The 14,147-nt window shown below is 68.6% G+C and carries 14 protein-coding genes; 7 read left to right on the top strand and 7 right to left on the bottom strand.

Going from position 1 to position 14,147, the window contains the following annotated elements:
* The first annotated feature begins 40 nt into the window (after positions 1 to 40).
* Positions 41 to 928: a pyruvate, phosphate dikinase/phosphoenolpyruvate synthase regulator gene (gene ppsR, locus J4N02_RS00070; RefSeq protein WP_182817362.1), complete on the top strand. Its 888-nt coding sequence runs from the start codon at positions 41 to 43 to the stop codon at positions 926 to 928.
* On the opposite strand, the gene J4N02_RS00065 is transcribed toward ppsR, so the two are convergent.
* From J4N02_RS00065 to J4N02_RS00055, 3 genes are all read right to left on the bottom strand, one after another.
* Positions 910 to 1,308: a DUF6578 domain-containing protein gene (locus J4N02_RS00065; protein WP_182817360.1), complete on the bottom strand. Its 399-nt coding sequence runs from the start codon at positions 1,306 to 1,308 to the stop codon at positions 910 to 912. The genes ppsR and J4N02_RS00065 overlap by 19 nt on opposite strands.
* A gap of 162 nt (positions 1,309 to 1,470) precedes the next feature.
* A complete protein-coding gene (locus J4N02_RS00060; protein ID WP_182817408.1) occupies positions 1,471 to 1,638 on the bottom strand; it encodes a hypothetical protein in 168 nt (55 codons plus the stop codon).
* A gap of 204 nt (positions 1,639 to 1,842) precedes the next feature.
* Complete coding sequence (locus J4N02_RS00055; RefSeq protein WP_188334191.1) at positions 1,843 to 2,094, bottom strand: hypothetical protein; 252 nt, start codon at positions 2,092 to 2,094, stop codon at positions 1,843 to 1,845.
* A 289-nt stretch (positions 2,095 to 2,383) separates the two neighbouring features.
* Here J4N02_RS00055 and J4N02_RS00050 point away from each other — a divergent pair, with 289 nt between their 5' ends.
* The 6 genes from J4N02_RS00050 (at position 2,384) to J4N02_RS00025 (ending at position 9,252) form a co-directional block, all read left to right on the top strand.
* Positions 2,384 to 2,563 carry an FDLD family class I lanthipeptide gene (locus J4N02_RS00050; protein ID WP_182817356.1) on the top strand — a complete coding sequence of 60 codons (180 nt, stop codon included), beginning with the start codon at positions 2,384 to 2,386 and terminating at the stop codon, positions 2,561 to 2,563.
* 9 nt (positions 2,564 to 2,572) lie between these two features.
* Positions 2,573 to 4,306, top strand: coding sequence for a lantibiotic dehydratase (locus J4N02_RS00045; protein ID WP_182817354.1), 1,734 nt, complete (start codon positions 2,573 to 2,575; stop codon positions 4,304 to 4,306).
* Positions 4,303 to 6,195: an ABC transporter ATP-binding protein gene (locus tag J4N02_RS00040; RefSeq protein ID WP_188334190.1), complete on the top strand. Its 1,893-nt coding sequence runs from the start codon at positions 4,303 to 4,305 to the stop codon at positions 6,193 to 6,195. The genes J4N02_RS00045 and J4N02_RS00040 overlap by 4 nt, the downstream gene beginning before the upstream one ends.
* 40 nt (positions 6,196 to 6,235) lie before the next feature.
* Complete coding sequence (locus J4N02_RS00035) at positions 6,236 to 7,138, top strand: Clp protease N-terminal domain-containing protein (protein ID WP_188334189.1); 903 nt, start codon at positions 6,236 to 6,238, stop codon at positions 7,136 to 7,138.
* A 50-nt stretch (positions 7,139 to 7,188) separates the two neighbouring features.
* Positions 7,189 to 7,830 carry a response regulator transcription factor gene (locus J4N02_RS00030; protein ID WP_182817348.1) on the top strand — a complete coding sequence of 214 codons (642 nt, stop codon included), beginning with the start codon at positions 7,189 to 7,191 and terminating at the stop codon, positions 7,828 to 7,830.
* Positions 7,831 to 8,121: 291 nt separating this feature from the next.
* Complete coding sequence (locus tag J4N02_RS00025; protein WP_182817347.1) at positions 8,122 to 9,252, top strand: sensor histidine kinase; 1,131 nt, start codon at positions 8,122 to 8,124, stop codon at positions 9,250 to 9,252.
* A gap of 9 nt (positions 9,253 to 9,261) precedes the next feature.
* Here J4N02_RS00025 and J4N02_RS00020 read toward each other — a convergent pair whose 3' ends face one another.
* From J4N02_RS00020 to dnaA, 4 genes are all read right to left on the bottom strand, one after another.
* On the bottom strand, positions 9,262 to 9,786 hold the full coding sequence (locus tag J4N02_RS00020; RefSeq protein ID WP_182817345.1) for a DUF721 domain-containing protein: 525 nt from the start codon (positions 9,784 to 9,786) through the stop codon (positions 9,262 to 9,264).
* The gene (gene recF / locus J4N02_RS00015; RefSeq protein WP_182817343.1) at positions 9,779 to 10,978 is read right to left on the bottom strand and encodes a DNA replication/repair protein RecF; all 1,200 of its coding nucleotides are present in this window, start codon (positions 10,976 to 10,978) and stop codon (positions 9,779 to 9,781) included. The genes J4N02_RS00020 and recF overlap by 8 nt, the downstream gene beginning before the upstream one ends.
* A 1-nt stretch (position 10,979) precedes the next feature.
* Complete coding sequence (gene dnaN, locus J4N02_RS00010) at positions 10,980 to 12,140, bottom strand: DNA polymerase III subunit beta (RefSeq protein ID WP_188334188.1); 1,161 nt, start codon at positions 12,138 to 12,140, stop codon at positions 10,980 to 10,982.
* A gap of 446 nt (positions 12,141 to 12,586) precedes the next feature.
* Positions 12,587 to 13,975 carry a chromosomal replication initiator protein DnaA gene (dnaA, locus tag J4N02_RS00005; protein ID WP_188334187.1) on the bottom strand — a complete coding sequence of 463 codons (1,389 nt, stop codon included), beginning with the start codon at positions 13,973 to 13,975 and terminating at the stop codon, positions 12,587 to 12,589.
* Positions 13,976 to 14,147: the final 172 nt, after the last annotated feature.

Below are 14,147 nucleotides of genomic sequence, written 5' to 3'. Positions count from 1 at the left end.
TTCGCGACGCCCACGCACCGGAGTCGGCGAGGATGGACCCATGACGGACGACCTCGAGATCCACCTCATCGCCGACTCCACCGGCGAGACCGCGGCCCGTATCGCTCGCGCGGCCGTGGCGCAGTTCCCGACCCGCGACTTCACCCTGGTGCGGCACCGCCGGATGACCACCAGCGAGGCCGTGATGGGCGCGCTCGATGCCGTCCGCGCCCGGGCTCAGGAGGGGCGGCCGACCGCGGTGATGTTCACGTTCGTGAAGGAGGACAAGGCCCACCTGGTGACCAAGGCCTGTGCCGAGATCGGGGTCCCGTGCGCCGACCTGATGACGGACGCGATCCGCGCACTACGGACGATCAGCGGGGTCGAGCCCGACCGCGAACCCCTGCGCCCGGTCGGCGTCGAGGTCGACTACTTCACCCGCATCTCGGCGATCGACTTCGCGGTGCGCAACGACGACGGCGCCGCGCCCTCGTCGTTCCACGAGGGCGACATCTGCCTCGTGGGCCCCTCGCGCTCGGGCAAGACGCCCCTGTCGATCTTCCTGGGTTATCTGGGCTACAAGGTGGTGAACGTGCCGATCATCCCGGGCATCGTGCCACCCGAGGAGCTGTTCGACGTCGACCGGTGGCGCATCGTCGGCCTCACCATGGATGCCGAGAAGCTCCAGCACATCCGCTCCGAACGCGTGAGCGGGCAGGGCTATGCCGGCATGAAGGACGGCTACGTCAACCTCGCCGCGATCTACGACGAGCTCGACGAGGTGAACGCCCTGCACCGCCGCCTGCGTTGCCCTGTGCTCAACACCACCGACATGGCGCTGGAGGAGTCCGCGGCCCGCGTCATCGACATCGTCCGCGAGCGGGGCCGGCGCATGGGCGGTCGCCTGCGGCGTCCGGCCAACACCACGAGTCAACTGCCGGGGGCGTGAGGGAGCACGACCACGGGTGCCAGCTCGACCACCCACCCGCTGGGCTGACGGTCGAAGTCGATCTCAACCTCGTGGACGCCGATCGCCCGGCCGCGCCCCGTCAGCGTCTCGAACGCTCGTTCACCGACCTGACGCAACTCCCACCAGACCTCCCACAGGTTCACGACCCGGGCCCGCACCCGAGGGGCCGCACTGTCGTCGTGCCACGACCAGTACTGCTCGAGTGGGGTGAACAGTTCCTGCGCTGCGGGGGCCAAGTAGTCGTACAGGTCGGCGTCCACGAGGTCACCCACCCTGAAGGGCGAGCCGCAGCACTCCACCTCCCACCCGGAGACTTCCGCGAACACATGCCCCGGGCGCGACGGGGTGATCGGCTCCATGGAGCCATCGTCGCACGGTGCCGCAGCAGCCGCGTTGTCGAATGGGGCCGCTGTTCGGAGGGAATGGGCGCGCCGACCATCGGCCCCTCATCATCGGCCCCATTTCGCAACAGAGGCGGGGGCCCGTCCGTGCTGCCAGAAGCCTCGGTTCACCCCGATGGCTCACCCCATCGTGTACGGCAGGACGAGCCGGCTGGGGTGGGCGGCGTCCCGATAGATGGTGTGGGTGACCGGGCGCCCCACCGGCAGGTGGAACGAGTCCGGGGGCAGCAGGGCGTTGTGCTCGTCGGCCAGGGGCTCGTTGTTGCTCAGCTCGAGGCTTGGTGCCACGCGGTCAGGGCACGGGCGCAGGATCCAGCGGAGCGCCCCATGACGCAAGGTTCTCATAGGCAATCTCGACATCGGGTTCTCCTGCTCAGGACCGATTCGATCCGACTGTCCGGTAGGAATCTTTCAGTTCTGACAATTCCGGCCAGGACTCGAATGGGCAATCCCACGGCCGATGGGGCATGGCAGCGCGCCCGAAGATAGAAGTCAGTCGCCCTGGGGACGCGTGCGGCGCCGGGCGGATGAGAGGGCGTTCCACCCGGCTGCGGCGAGGCTGACGCCGCCGGTCAGGACGAGGAAGGCCACGGCATAGACGCCCCAACCGAGCCAGGGTGCACCAGAACCCCCCCACGTCGAGGCGGGCGGACGTAGCACGAGATAGGCGAAGAAGGCGACGACCATGGCCGCGCCTCCCACGAGCTGGGCCACCGCAAGGGCTGATCGCTTGGTGGTGTGCATGGGCATCCTCCAGGTGTTCGGTCTCGCCACGGTACAACGCCACGAAGCCTGCACCTCACCCCGTCGCGACGCTCGGCCCACGGTGCACCCGATCGATGACACGACCGTCAACCTTCGGGTCGCCAGCCTCCACCGAAAGTCGACCCAGGCGACCGAGCCCTTGTGCCGGACCAAGAGTCCCGAGTGTGATGAAACCGCGGGAACCCCCTCCCGTCGGGAATCCCGATCGACGAATCCAATTCGTCTTTTCGGCGTTCCCACAATCCCCCAAGAAAGGATGTGTTTCGTCATGAGTGATTTCCAGCTCGATGTCCGGATCAGCACGCCGGCGGCCGGCCACGTGGAGCCCGCCTCCTGGACGCCCGCGCGTTCCCGGACCATCAAGTGCACCAAGTGGACCTGCTTCTGTTCCAACACCTGCACGCCCATGTGCACCATCGGGTGCGGCATGGACGAACCGGCCAACTGAGCCCAGACCGTGGTGGCCACCCGACGACGGGGCACCTTCAGCCTCGGGGGGCGCACCTACGGGCGCTTCCATGACATTCTGCCGCCCACGTCGATGACGAACCTCGAGGACTTGTACAGAGCGTGGCACCGTAGTCGCCCCGAGGCCGTGATCGCCGAGTTGTGCTATCTGCCATCGTCGGGGCACGCCGCCAATGTGGCCGTCCGGCCGCTGCTGACCGACCACGAGATCGTCTTGAACGCGGGAGCGACTGCGGACGAGGAGGGCCGCATCTCCCTCGACGAGCTCGAGGTGGGCATCTCCGCCACCCGGATGTTCCTGTGGTGCCGACGTCTCCAACGCGAAGTCGTGGTGATCCAAAGCCACATGTTGAACGAACAGATGGCCCCCAACGTGGCCCGGTTCCTGCTCGACGTGTCGGCCGACGGGTACGTCATGCCGTCCGGCTTCACCTGGGGACGCCTCGAGGGGGCGACCGCCCTGCCCCGCGTCATCCACCGCGACGTGGTGCTGCGCCCCGCCACGTGGACCGTGTCCCGCCGTCTGCTCGCCGCACTGTTCCCCGACCAGTCACTCTCGCCGGAGACGATCGCCCGCTGGCGCCACAGGCACCGGGTTCCCCGCTGGGTCTATGCCGCTGACTTCGACAACCGGCTGCTGCTGGATCTCGATCACCCCGCATGCGTCCGTGAACTCGTGTCGCTCCTCGACGATCCCGCCCACGTCCAGGGCCTGACCATCAACGAGATGCTGCCCTGCTCCGACGGAACGTGGTTGCGCGGCGACGCGGGCGAACGCCACGCCAGCGAGCTGGTCGTTCCCCTGGTGGCCACCGATGCGCACCCCATGCCCGCCCCCATGAGCATCGGGCCTCTGGACACCGGGCAGCGGCACGGGGCCGGAGGGGAGTGGTGCTACTTGGTGTTGTACGCCAACACCGTGGAACAGGACCGCATCCTGATGGAAGAAATCGCAGAGCGGTGCGAAGCCTGGGTGGCCCAAGGCGTGGTCCAGGCTTGGTTCCACATCCGGTACATGGATCCGCGGCCCCACCTCCGCCTGCGGATCAGGCGCGCTGTCGGCGCAACGGCTGCCCAGCTCGTCGGTCAGGTCGTCGAACTGGCCGAGGATCTGGTCGGGCGGGCACGCGCATCCCACTACAGCTTGCTGCCCTATGTTCCGGAGGAGGCCCGCTATGGGGGCTCCGACGTGTTCCCGATCGTGGAAGAGACCTTCCACGCCTCGAGTCGTCTTGCTGTGGCCCTCCTGCCGTTCCGTGAGGACTGCGGAGGCGCGTTCACCAACGAACAGGTGGGCATGGCCGCCGTGCTCGCCTTGTTCAGCCAGTGGGGCTGCACACCCGACCAGTTGAGCGACATGTTGCCCACAGGGCAACCCTCCGACCGCATGCGAGCAGCGCTGAGAAGTGACGCCCGCAGGCTCGTCAGTCTGGCCGAAACCGTCACGGGCGGAAACCCTGACCCGGCCCTGGACGACCTCCATGTCGCCCTGCGCATCGGGGAGGCGGAGCACCGCCGAGCCGGAGACGCCGTACGTCTGGCCGAGGTGGAGGGGCGCCTGCGCGGGGACCACAAGACCCTCATCGGCAGTCTGGCCCACATGCTCGTGAACCGCCTGCTGCCCATCGACCTTGGTCGCGAAGCGGAGATCTACTTCCTGTGCCACGAGGTATTGCGCACGCTCCGCAGCCGTCAGGCGGCCCGGGACAGGGGGTTGTTGTGAAGGGTCTGGGGCGTGCCGCCCTGCGCACGGCGTCCGAACAGAGGGACGGGCACAGCGTCTGGCACGACTGGATCAGCGCCTTCCGCCTGCTGTGGTCGACCGGACCCCTCACGATCCTGGGGATCATCCTCCTCACCGTGGTCGCGGCCTCCCTTCCGGCCGTCCAGGTGCAGGCCTTGGCCTGGGCAGTCCAGGCGGTCGCGGACGGGATCACCCAGGCTGATCGCTCCTCGGCCGTCCGGGCGGTGGCGCTGCCCGCAGCCCTGCTCGCCGGCGTGATGCTGGCGGCCCATGTCCTCGGTATCGCCACCCAGTACCTGTCCCACGTCATGCAGCTCAAACTGGGCGCGCTGGTCAGCGAACGGCTCATGGAGGTGGGGACGCGCCTGGAACTCGAGGACTACGAGAACGCAGCCTCCTACGACAAGCTCCAACGGGCTTCCCAGGAGAGCAGCGGGGGTGGAATCCAGCAGTTGTTCAGCAGCGTGCTCGAGGTTGCTCGTGAAGCACTCACGCTCGTGTCGGTGGCCGTGGTCATCATGGGGTGGAACCCCTGGATCGCCCTGTTGGTGATCCTGTCCCCCATCCCGGCGGCCATCGGCACCATGTGGTTCGGCGCCATCTCTTACCAGATCGAGTACGACCGCGCGCCGGGACGGCGTCTGCTCAGCTACCTGCAGCACCTCACCACCAGGGACCACTCCTTCAAGGAGGTGCGCCTGTTCGGGCTGGGCGCCCACCTGATCAACCGCTACCGCGGACTCGTCCGCGAGTTCCTGGCGGTCGATCGCAGCATCGCCGCGCGGCAGGCATGGGTCCTGGGCGGGCTGGGGCTGGTCACGGTGGTGGGAGCGGGCGCTGCGATCACGGCGGCCCTGTTCCTCGCCCTCGACAACGGTCGCCTGGGGGAACTGGCCGGCTACCTGCAGGCCCTCACCACCATCAACGCCTCGATGCTGGCGCTCCTGGCGGCTGTCGGCGGCCTCTTCGAGCTGTCACTGTTCCTGGGCAACCTGTTCGCGGTCTTCCGGATGCCCCGGAACCGTGAAGGCACCGGTGGGCTCCCCTTCCCCCGGACACTGAAGCAGGGCATCGAGTTCCGCAACGTCTCCTTCACCTACCCCGGGACCACGCGGGAGGTCCTCCACGACGTCAGCTTCCGCATACCCGCGCGCACCTGCGTCGCCTTCGTGGGGCGAAACGGCTCCGGCAAGACGAGCGTGGTCAAGCTCCTGACGCGTCTCTACGAGCCGACGTCGGGCCAGATACTGCTCGAAGGGCGCCCGATCGAGGAGTACGACCTCGACGCCTACCGAGCCAACATCGGGGTCATCTTCCAGGACTTCATCCGCTACGAGATGAGCGTGCGGGACAACATCGGGTTCGGGCGTGTCGATGAGCTGGCACACCCCACGTCCATTGCGGGGGCTGCCGCAGCTGCGGGGATCGACGCCGAGATCCGACAGATGGAGCACGGCTACGACACCACGCTCGGACGGCACTTCGTGGCCGGGCGTCAGCTCTCCGGCGGCCAGTGGCAGCGGATGGCCCTGGCCCGGGCCTTCGTGCGGAAGGCGCCCATCGTGGTGCTCGACGAACCGACCGCGGCCATCGATGCCGAGTCCGAACGCGAGATCTTCGAGCGGTTCAGGGAGCAGACGCGGGACGCCAGCACCTTCCTGATCGCCCACCGGTTCTCCACGGTGCGCATCGCTGATCGTGTGGTCGTGATCGACGGTGGCCGCATCATCGAGCAGGGCACCCATGAGGAGCTCCTTGCCGTGAACGGACAGTACGCCCACCTCTACCACCTTCAGGCCTCCGCCTACGGCGACCCGCAGCCGACGTCCCTGGACATCGAAGAACAAGGGGTCGCGAGCCCGTCCTGACAGTTCAGCACCCCATCACCCAGCAACAGGGAGGACCCCCATGACACTCAACCTCGCCAACCTGTGGACGACGGCCGCCCACCGCGAGGCGCTGCGCCTCCGGGCGACGCGGATCGACCGTGCCCACCTCTACCTCGGCCTCCTCCAGACCGGCGGCGATGCAGCCCGGCTGCTCGGCACGCACGGGATCAGCCTCGACTCCGCGAGGACACATGTCGTCGCCCTGACCGGTCCCGCTACCGGGCCGGCGACCCACCCCAAGGCGACACTGCCCCTCACACCGCCGGCGCAGGCCCTGACCGAGGAGGCCCTCCGGACGGCCCCCGGGACCGCTGCGCTGTTGATGAGTCTGCTCGAGGACCCGTCAGGCGTCGTGACACGCCTCGTGGAAGCGGCCGGCCTTCGCCCGGCGATGCTCACCGCCGAACTGGACGTGACGGCCGTCGACCCCTTCGTCCCCACGGTAATCCCCGGAGCCCCCGTGGAGCTACCCGCACCTGCTCGGGTCCAGCGACTCACCTGGTACGTCTCCGTCCCGGGGGCGACGGTCACCGACGCCCTGATCCGACCCGACTCGTTGGACTGGTGGGCATACGATCCCACCCGTGCCACGCGCTCCGGGGACGGCACCACCATCCACCACCACCAACGAGGCGGGGACACCTCGGTTCACATGCACCCCAGCAGCCGCCAGGAGGACGGTGCCTCCATCGTCGTGTGGCGCGCCGAACTGGTCGAGGGGCCACGCGCCGGTCAGCTCCTCACGATCGACCGGTTCGAGATCCGGCGGGCCACCGGTGGATGCCACATCACGCGGGTCGCCGCTCGACGTTCGTTCGGCCTCATCGGGCGCGCCATCGTGCCCCTGACCGACCGCGTCTACGCGCGGACCCTGATGCAAGCGGCCTCGAGCATCACCTACGGGGTCAACGAACGGGGCTGAGCAACGGGCTGGCTGACGCAACTCCCGGCGCGGACCCGTACATTGGGTTCATGTCACCCCACATCCGCGTCCTCCTCGCTGAGGATGACCCCCTCGCCCAGCGCGCCATCGAGACGTATCTCGCCCGTGCCACCGACCTCGAACTGGTGGGGATCGCCTCCGACGGCGCCGAAGCCGTTCGCTTGGCCGAGGAACTGCTGCCCGACGTGGCCATCGTCGACCTGCACATGCCGCACTTGGACGGGATCGAAGTCACGGCGCGGATCACGGCCCTACCGGTGAACTGCCGGGTTGTCTGCTTCACGGCTCTTGGCGATGACCGGTCCCTGGTGAGGGCGCTGGAGGCTGGCGCCTCCGGCTTCCTCCTGAAGTCCGACAACCCGGGCCTGGTCCTCCACGGCGTGCGCAGCGCGTACAGCGGTGACGCGCTCGTGTCGCCCAAGCTCGTCGCCTCCCTGCTCCGGACGGTCGCTTCGCGACACACCCCTCCGCCGGACCACCTCACGGACAGCGACAAGGAACTCCTCGGCCACGTCGGTCGCGGGTTGAGCAACGCCGAGATCGCCGAACTCCTGTTCCTGTCGCCCAGCACCGTCAAGACCTATGTGTCCCGACTGCTGAGCCGCCTCGAGCAACCCAATCGCGCCGCGCTGGCCGCACTGGCCCACACCTGGGGGCTCGTCCCACGCTGACGAGGCGTCACCCACCCGAAGGTTGACCGGGTGAACCACCCCGGTCGACAAAGCATCCTCCCGGGTAGACCCGGTCCACCACAGCCTCTCCGTCGTGCCTACCGTGGAGCCGTAATCCCCACCCGAGAAAGGCACCCCATGACCGAGGCCGTGATCGCCCTGTCCCCGACCGTCCTGTTCCTTCGTCCGATCCCTGACGCTCCTGCTCAGGGATCGGACCAGCTGGATCTGTCGGGTGATCCCGATCCGCTGCCCCCGGTAAGGTCCCAGCCGACCCGCTAGACTCCGGGGGTGTTCCCGCCGCACACCCCTCGCGAGGAGCCCGCTGAAAGACTGGCCCTCAGCTACCTCGCCGAGCCCAGCCTTGCCCTACTCAGCTTCCTTTTCGTCTTCACGATCCAGCACAGTTTCGAGACGTCTCCATGGGCGTGGGTCACAGCTGGGGTCATCCACTTGGCGGCTGCCGGGTCCGGACGTTGGCCGGTCCCGGCGGCCGGTCTGGCCCTCGTGGCTGTCGGGGTTGAACTGTTCATCCCCGCGGCGGAGACGACGACGGCCTCCATTGCGCTCCTCATCAATGCAGCCTCAGCGGCGGCACGCAACCACCGGTTCTCGGTCGCGCTGACCACCGCCATGATCACTGGCTCCTTCGTGGGGCTCGTCCTGCACCTCGACAACTTCGACCCGACGCTTCGGTCCTTCACGCCCTTCGCCGTCACGACGTTGGTGGCCGTCGGTGCCGCCCTGCTGTGGCGGCTCGCTGCCGCTCGCCTCTCCCACCAGCGGGAGGAGTCACGCCTTCGAATCGAGGAGCTCCGGCTCGAACTTGCCCGGGAGCTGCACGACACGACCGCCCAGAGCCTGTCCCACGCCGCCATGCGCGCATGGATGGCCGCGGAGGACCCCGGCGTCCCGGACGCGACCCGTGACGAGTTGGGTCGCATCGCAGAGGACTGTGCCTCAGCAGCGAGGGACCTGCGGCAGCTGTTGTCGTCCCTCCGAGATGGCCACCCGTCCGTCATCCCCGCGACGATCCTCCCCGGCCCCGACGCCCTCACGACCATGATCGAGGACCAAGCTGAGCGCCTCCGCCTGCATGGCCTGATCGTCCACACCGACATCCGCCTGGGAGCGGTGTCCCCAGCCCGTTCCGCCACCTTGGCCAAGATCGTCCGTGAGGCGACCAACAACATCATCAAGCACGCCCCCTCGGGCTCGACCTGCTGGTTCTCCGTGTACGAGGAGGACGGGCTCTTGCACGGGTTGTTCGTCAACCGCACCCGTTCCAAGCGGATCGGCGCCAAAGGGTTGGGGCTGATCGGCATGGAGGAGCGCCTCCGTCTGCTCAACGGGACGGCCGAGGTGTCGTTGGTGAACGGCCAGTGGCGCACGCACGTGACGCTCCCCACCGGCCAGCGCTGACCTGGCGTACTACCCGTAGGTGTCCCGCGGGCCGCGCCCCTTCACCGAGCGCGGCCCGTGGCGCCAGCTCGGCGCCTCCGGCCCCAGGATCTGCACGCGTTTGACCGTGCCCTGGCCCAGGGTGGCGTTCATCTTCGCGACGATCTGCGGCGCCATCAACCGCAGCTGGGCGGCCCAGTTGGTCGACGTCGTCCGCACGACGACGACCCGATCGCGGTACGCCTCGGGCGTGGAGTGCTGCGCGACGGCGTCCCCCACCAGCTCGGCCCAGCGGCCCAGCAGCAGGTGGACGTTCACCTGGGTGCCCCAGCCTCGATCCTCGATGACGCCCTCGAGCGCCTCACCCAGGCTCAGCGGCTCGCCCCTCTCCTTGCCGGACGCCCCGCGCCCCGGTCCGGCCTTCTTCCGCAGCTTCTTGCGCGGGGGTGGCGCGGGCGCGAACCGGCCGGCCGCGGCCGCGACCTGGCGCGCGAGGTCGAGCCCCGTCGGGTCGAACGGGACGGCCTCGGTCTCGTCGTCGGGCAGGTCACTCATCGGCATCCAGCGTGACAGTTCCCTCGTGGATGATCCAGCGCTTGCCGGCCAGTGACGCCGGCACATCGGAGGCGACCGCGGCGGTGATGATCACCTGCTCCGCACCGGCGATGCGCTCGGCCAGGCGTTCGCGACGCACTTCGTCGAGCTCGGCGAACACGTCGTCGAGGATGAGCACCGGCTCGACACCATCGGCACGCAGCAGCGCGTAGGCGCCCAGGCGCAGCGACAGGGCGAACGACCAGGACTCCCCGTGCGAGGCGTACCCCTTGGCGGGGAGGTGCCCCAACGACAACACCAGGTCGTCGCGGTGGGGGCCGACGAGCGTGACGCCGCGGGCGACCTCCTCCTGGCGGCGATCCAGCATGCACTCCTTCAGCAGGGCGGCAACCTCGTCGGGGGTGGCGGTGGTGATGTGCCCTTCGACAAGCTCAGGGACCGAAGGGCGAAGGGGCTCCCCCGGCGCCGGATCCAGACCGAGCGAGCTCGACCGGTAGGCGACCACCGCATCGTTGTTGCTGGGCGCGATCGCCAGGTAGGCCTCGGCGACGAACGGCGCCATCTCAGCCAGCGTCTGCAGCCGGGCCGCGATGATCTCGCCGCCGAGGGTGGCGAGTTGGTCGTCCCAGACGTCGAGGGTCGCGGCAGCGTCGGGGAACGTGGACCCACGGCGTCCGGACAAGGACTTCAGCAGCATCGACCGCTGGCGCAGCACGCGGTCGTAATCGGCGCGCACGCCGGCCAGCCGCGGCCAGCGCTGGGTCAGGAGGTCGTCGATGAAGCGGCGCCGGTCGGAGGGGTCGCCCTTGACGAGGGCGAGGTCCTCGGGTGAGAAGAGCACGACGCGCAAGGCGCCGAGGATGTCGCGCACGCGGCGGAGTGGTCCGCGGTTGAGCGACGCCTTGTTCGCCCGGCCCTGGTGGATCTCGATCTCCAGCCCCAACGCGCGGGGGTCGTCCAGCCCGGCCTGCACGCGGGCCCGGACGATGGCCCGGGGTGCGCCGAACCGGATCAGCGGGGCGTCCGAGGCGACGCGGTGCGAGCCCAGCGTGGCCAGGTACTCGATCGCCTCGACGAGATTGGTCTTGCCCTGCCCGTTGCGTCCGGTGAGCGTGGTGACGCCGGGCGCGAGGCTGAGTTCGGCGAACTCCCAGGAGCGGAAGTCGGCCAGGCTGAGCTGGGTGACGAACAACCTACTGGGGCAGGCGCATGAGCATGATGACGTGCTTGTAGTCGGTCGACGGCTCACCGTCGAGCTCAACCAGCGGCGTCAGCAGGCAGGGCTTGCCGGGCGCGGTGAAGGCGAAGTTCACGCACGGGGTGTCGAGCGCGTTGAGGGCGTCGAGCAGGTAGTGGGGGTTGAAGCCGGCCGCGGTCATGGCCACGCCGTTGCCCGTCTCGTCGACGACGGTCGCCTCGACGGCCTCGACCGCCTGCGCCTGGTCGCCCGTGGCGGCCTCGAGCGTGATGTGGTCGTCGTTGATGACCATGCGCAAGCTCGTGTTGCGCTCGGCGACCAGGGCGACGCGCTTGACGGCCGCGACGATCTCGGAGGTGTTCGCCCGCACGGTCACGCTCGGCTGGACGTTCATCAGGTGGCGGACCTTGGGGAACTCGCCGTCGAGCAGGCGGGTGGTGATCTGGCGGGTGCCGTTGGTGCCCTCGCCCTCGAAGCCGATCAGGCCGTCGCCGCCCTCACCGGAGGACAGGCTGAGGGAGATCTTCTCGCCCTGGGTCATCGACTTGCTCGACTCGGCGAGCACCTTCGCCGGGACGAGCGCGGCCGCCTCGGTGTTGCGCGAGGTCGGGTTCCAGGGCAGCTCCTTGAGCGCCATGCGATAGCGGTCGGTCGCGAGCAGGCTGAGCGTGTCGCCCTCGATCTCGACGCGGACGCCGGTGAAGACCGGCAGCAGCTCGTCGCGTCCGGCGGCGACGACGACCTGGGAGACGGCCTGGGCGAACGTCTCGGGGGTCACGGTGCCGGTCGAGACAGGCATCTCGGGCAGGTCGGGGTACTCGCCCACGGGGAGCAACTGCAGCGTGAACCGCGCCGAACCACAGGTGATCTCCATCTTGGAGGTGTCGGCCTCGAGGTCGACCGGCTTGGCGGGCAGGCTGCGCGCGATGTCGGCCAGCAGGCGGCCGGACACCAGGGCGACGCCCTCGTCCTGCACGTCGGCGGCGATCGTCACCTTGGCGGAGGTCTCGTAGTCGAAGCTCGACAGCACGACCTGGTTGCCGGCCGCCTCCATGCGCAGGCCCGCCAGGATCGGCACGCTCGGCCGGTTGGGCAGGCTGCGGGCCACCCACTGGACGGCGTCGGCCAGGACGTCACGCTCGACACGAATCTTCACTGATGCTCCCAGGGGTCACGGTTCGACGGCACCCGCGTGGGAGCTTCGTCGTGAATGCTCCTTCGGGTGGCTGCTCTGCCGATCCTATCCTGACTGTGCGGGTGCGGTTGGTTACCCACACCCGGGCAGGTTCGTGAGGTTTGGGAGATGGAGATGTCTTTCTTTTCCTTGTCGTAGTAACGCCTGTGGATCCCGTGGACGAGCGGCGTTTGCTGCTGTCAGCTCGGCGATTCGGGGTGGGACGCCGGTGTGGGCAACTCGGAACTACACGGGGAGGATTTGTGGAGGCCGTTTCCGCCCCGTTCCTCTTTCCACAGGATGATCCACTTCTCCACAGGGTTTTGGGGAGAACTTCCCCAGTGCGGCGGTGGCGCGACACTCAACCGGGACAGGAACTGACAGGGCTCCGGTGTCAGGAGGGTGAGTGTCGCCCCGAGGGGCCGACATCAGCGAGCCGAGGCCGCCTGCTTGATCCGGTTGGTGAGCTCGGTGACCTGGTTGTAGATCGTGCGACGCTCGGCCATCAGCTGGCGGATCTTCTTGTTCGCGTGCATGACCGTCGTGTGGTCGCGGCCGCCGAAGAGGCGCCCGATGGCGGGCAGCGAGAAGTCGGTGAGCTCGCGGCACAGGTACATCGCGATCTGGCGGGCCGTCACCAGCACGTGGGTGCGCGCGGGGCCGCAGAGGTCGTCGACGGTGATGTTGAAGTAGTTCGCGGTCTGGCTCATGATCAGCGGCGGCGTGATCTGGGCCTCGACGCCCTCGGGGATGAGGTCCTTCAACACCTCCTCGGCCAGGCGCAGGTCGACGGGCTGGTGGTTCAGCGACGCGAACGCCGTGACGCGAATCAGCGCGCCCTCGAGCTCGCGGATGTTCGTCGCGATCTTGTCGGCGATGAACTCGAGCACCTCGGGGGTGGCGACCAGGTTCTCGGCGGTCGCCTTCTTCCGCAGGATCGCGATGCGCGTCTCGAGGTCCGGCGGCTGGATGTCGGTCAGCAGGCCCCACTCGAACCGTGAGCGCAGCCGGGGCTCCAGGGCCTCGAGCGCCTTCGGCGGGCGGTCGGAGGTCATCACGATCTGCTTCTGCGCGTTGTGCAGCGTGTTGAACGTGTGGAAGAACTCCTCCTGCGTCTGGATCTTGCTCTCCAGGAACTGGATGTCGTCGATCAGCAGGACGTCGATGTCGCGATAGGTGCGCCGGAACTCGACCGTGCGGTTCTCGGAGATCGCGTTGATGAAGTCGTTCGTGAGCTCCTCGGTCGAGACGTACTTGACCCGCACCTGGGGGAAGTACTGGCGCACGTAGTGGCCGATGCCGTGCAGCAGGTGGGTCTTCCCCAGCCCGGACTGCCCGTAGATCATCAGCGGGTTGTACGACTTGCCGGGCGCCTCGGCCACCGCCACCGCCGCGGCGTGCGCGAAGCGGTTCGACGAGCCGATGACGAAGTTCTCGAACGTGTACTTGGGGTTCAGCCGGTCGCCGTTGCCGATCGCAGTCGGCGCCGAGCCGGCTCCCAGCGTGGGCGCGTCCAGCGGCAGCTCGGGGGACGCCGTGGCCGTCGCGTCCGCCAGGTCGGTCTCCAGCGAGGAGTCGACGGAGACGGCGAGGTGGATGGGGCGTCCGAAGTGGCCGGCCAGCGTCGACTCGATCCAGTCGCGGTGGCGCACGGCCACCCGCTCACGGGAGAAGTCGTTGGGCACCGCCACGACCAGGGTGGACTCGTGCAGCGCCAGCGGCTGCGCCGCCTTGACCCAGGGCTTGACCGGGTCGGGGGCGAGCGAACAGACCTGACCCCATGCTGCGACGAGGGCCGAGGACTCGTCCTGCGTCATGGATCACGTCCCCTCGGGTGGTGCTGGTGCCTCGATCGTCCACATCCCTGTCCACATCGTGTGGACAAGGTACGACACGGGCGGCACGCGCCCGTGTGGTGGGGGCGTACTACGGCGGTCGTGGTGGGTTACGCTATCCCCAAGCGACGAGCCCCGGCAAATGGTCCTCCAC

It is taken from the genome of Propioniciclava sp. MC1595 (assembly GCF_017569205.1).
Taxonomy (GTDB): Bacteria; Actinomycetota; Actinomycetes; order Propionibacteriales; family Propionibacteriaceae; genus Propioniciclava.
Note: the sequence above shows the minus strand (reverse complement) of the source record. Positions and strands in the feature narration are given on the sequence as shown.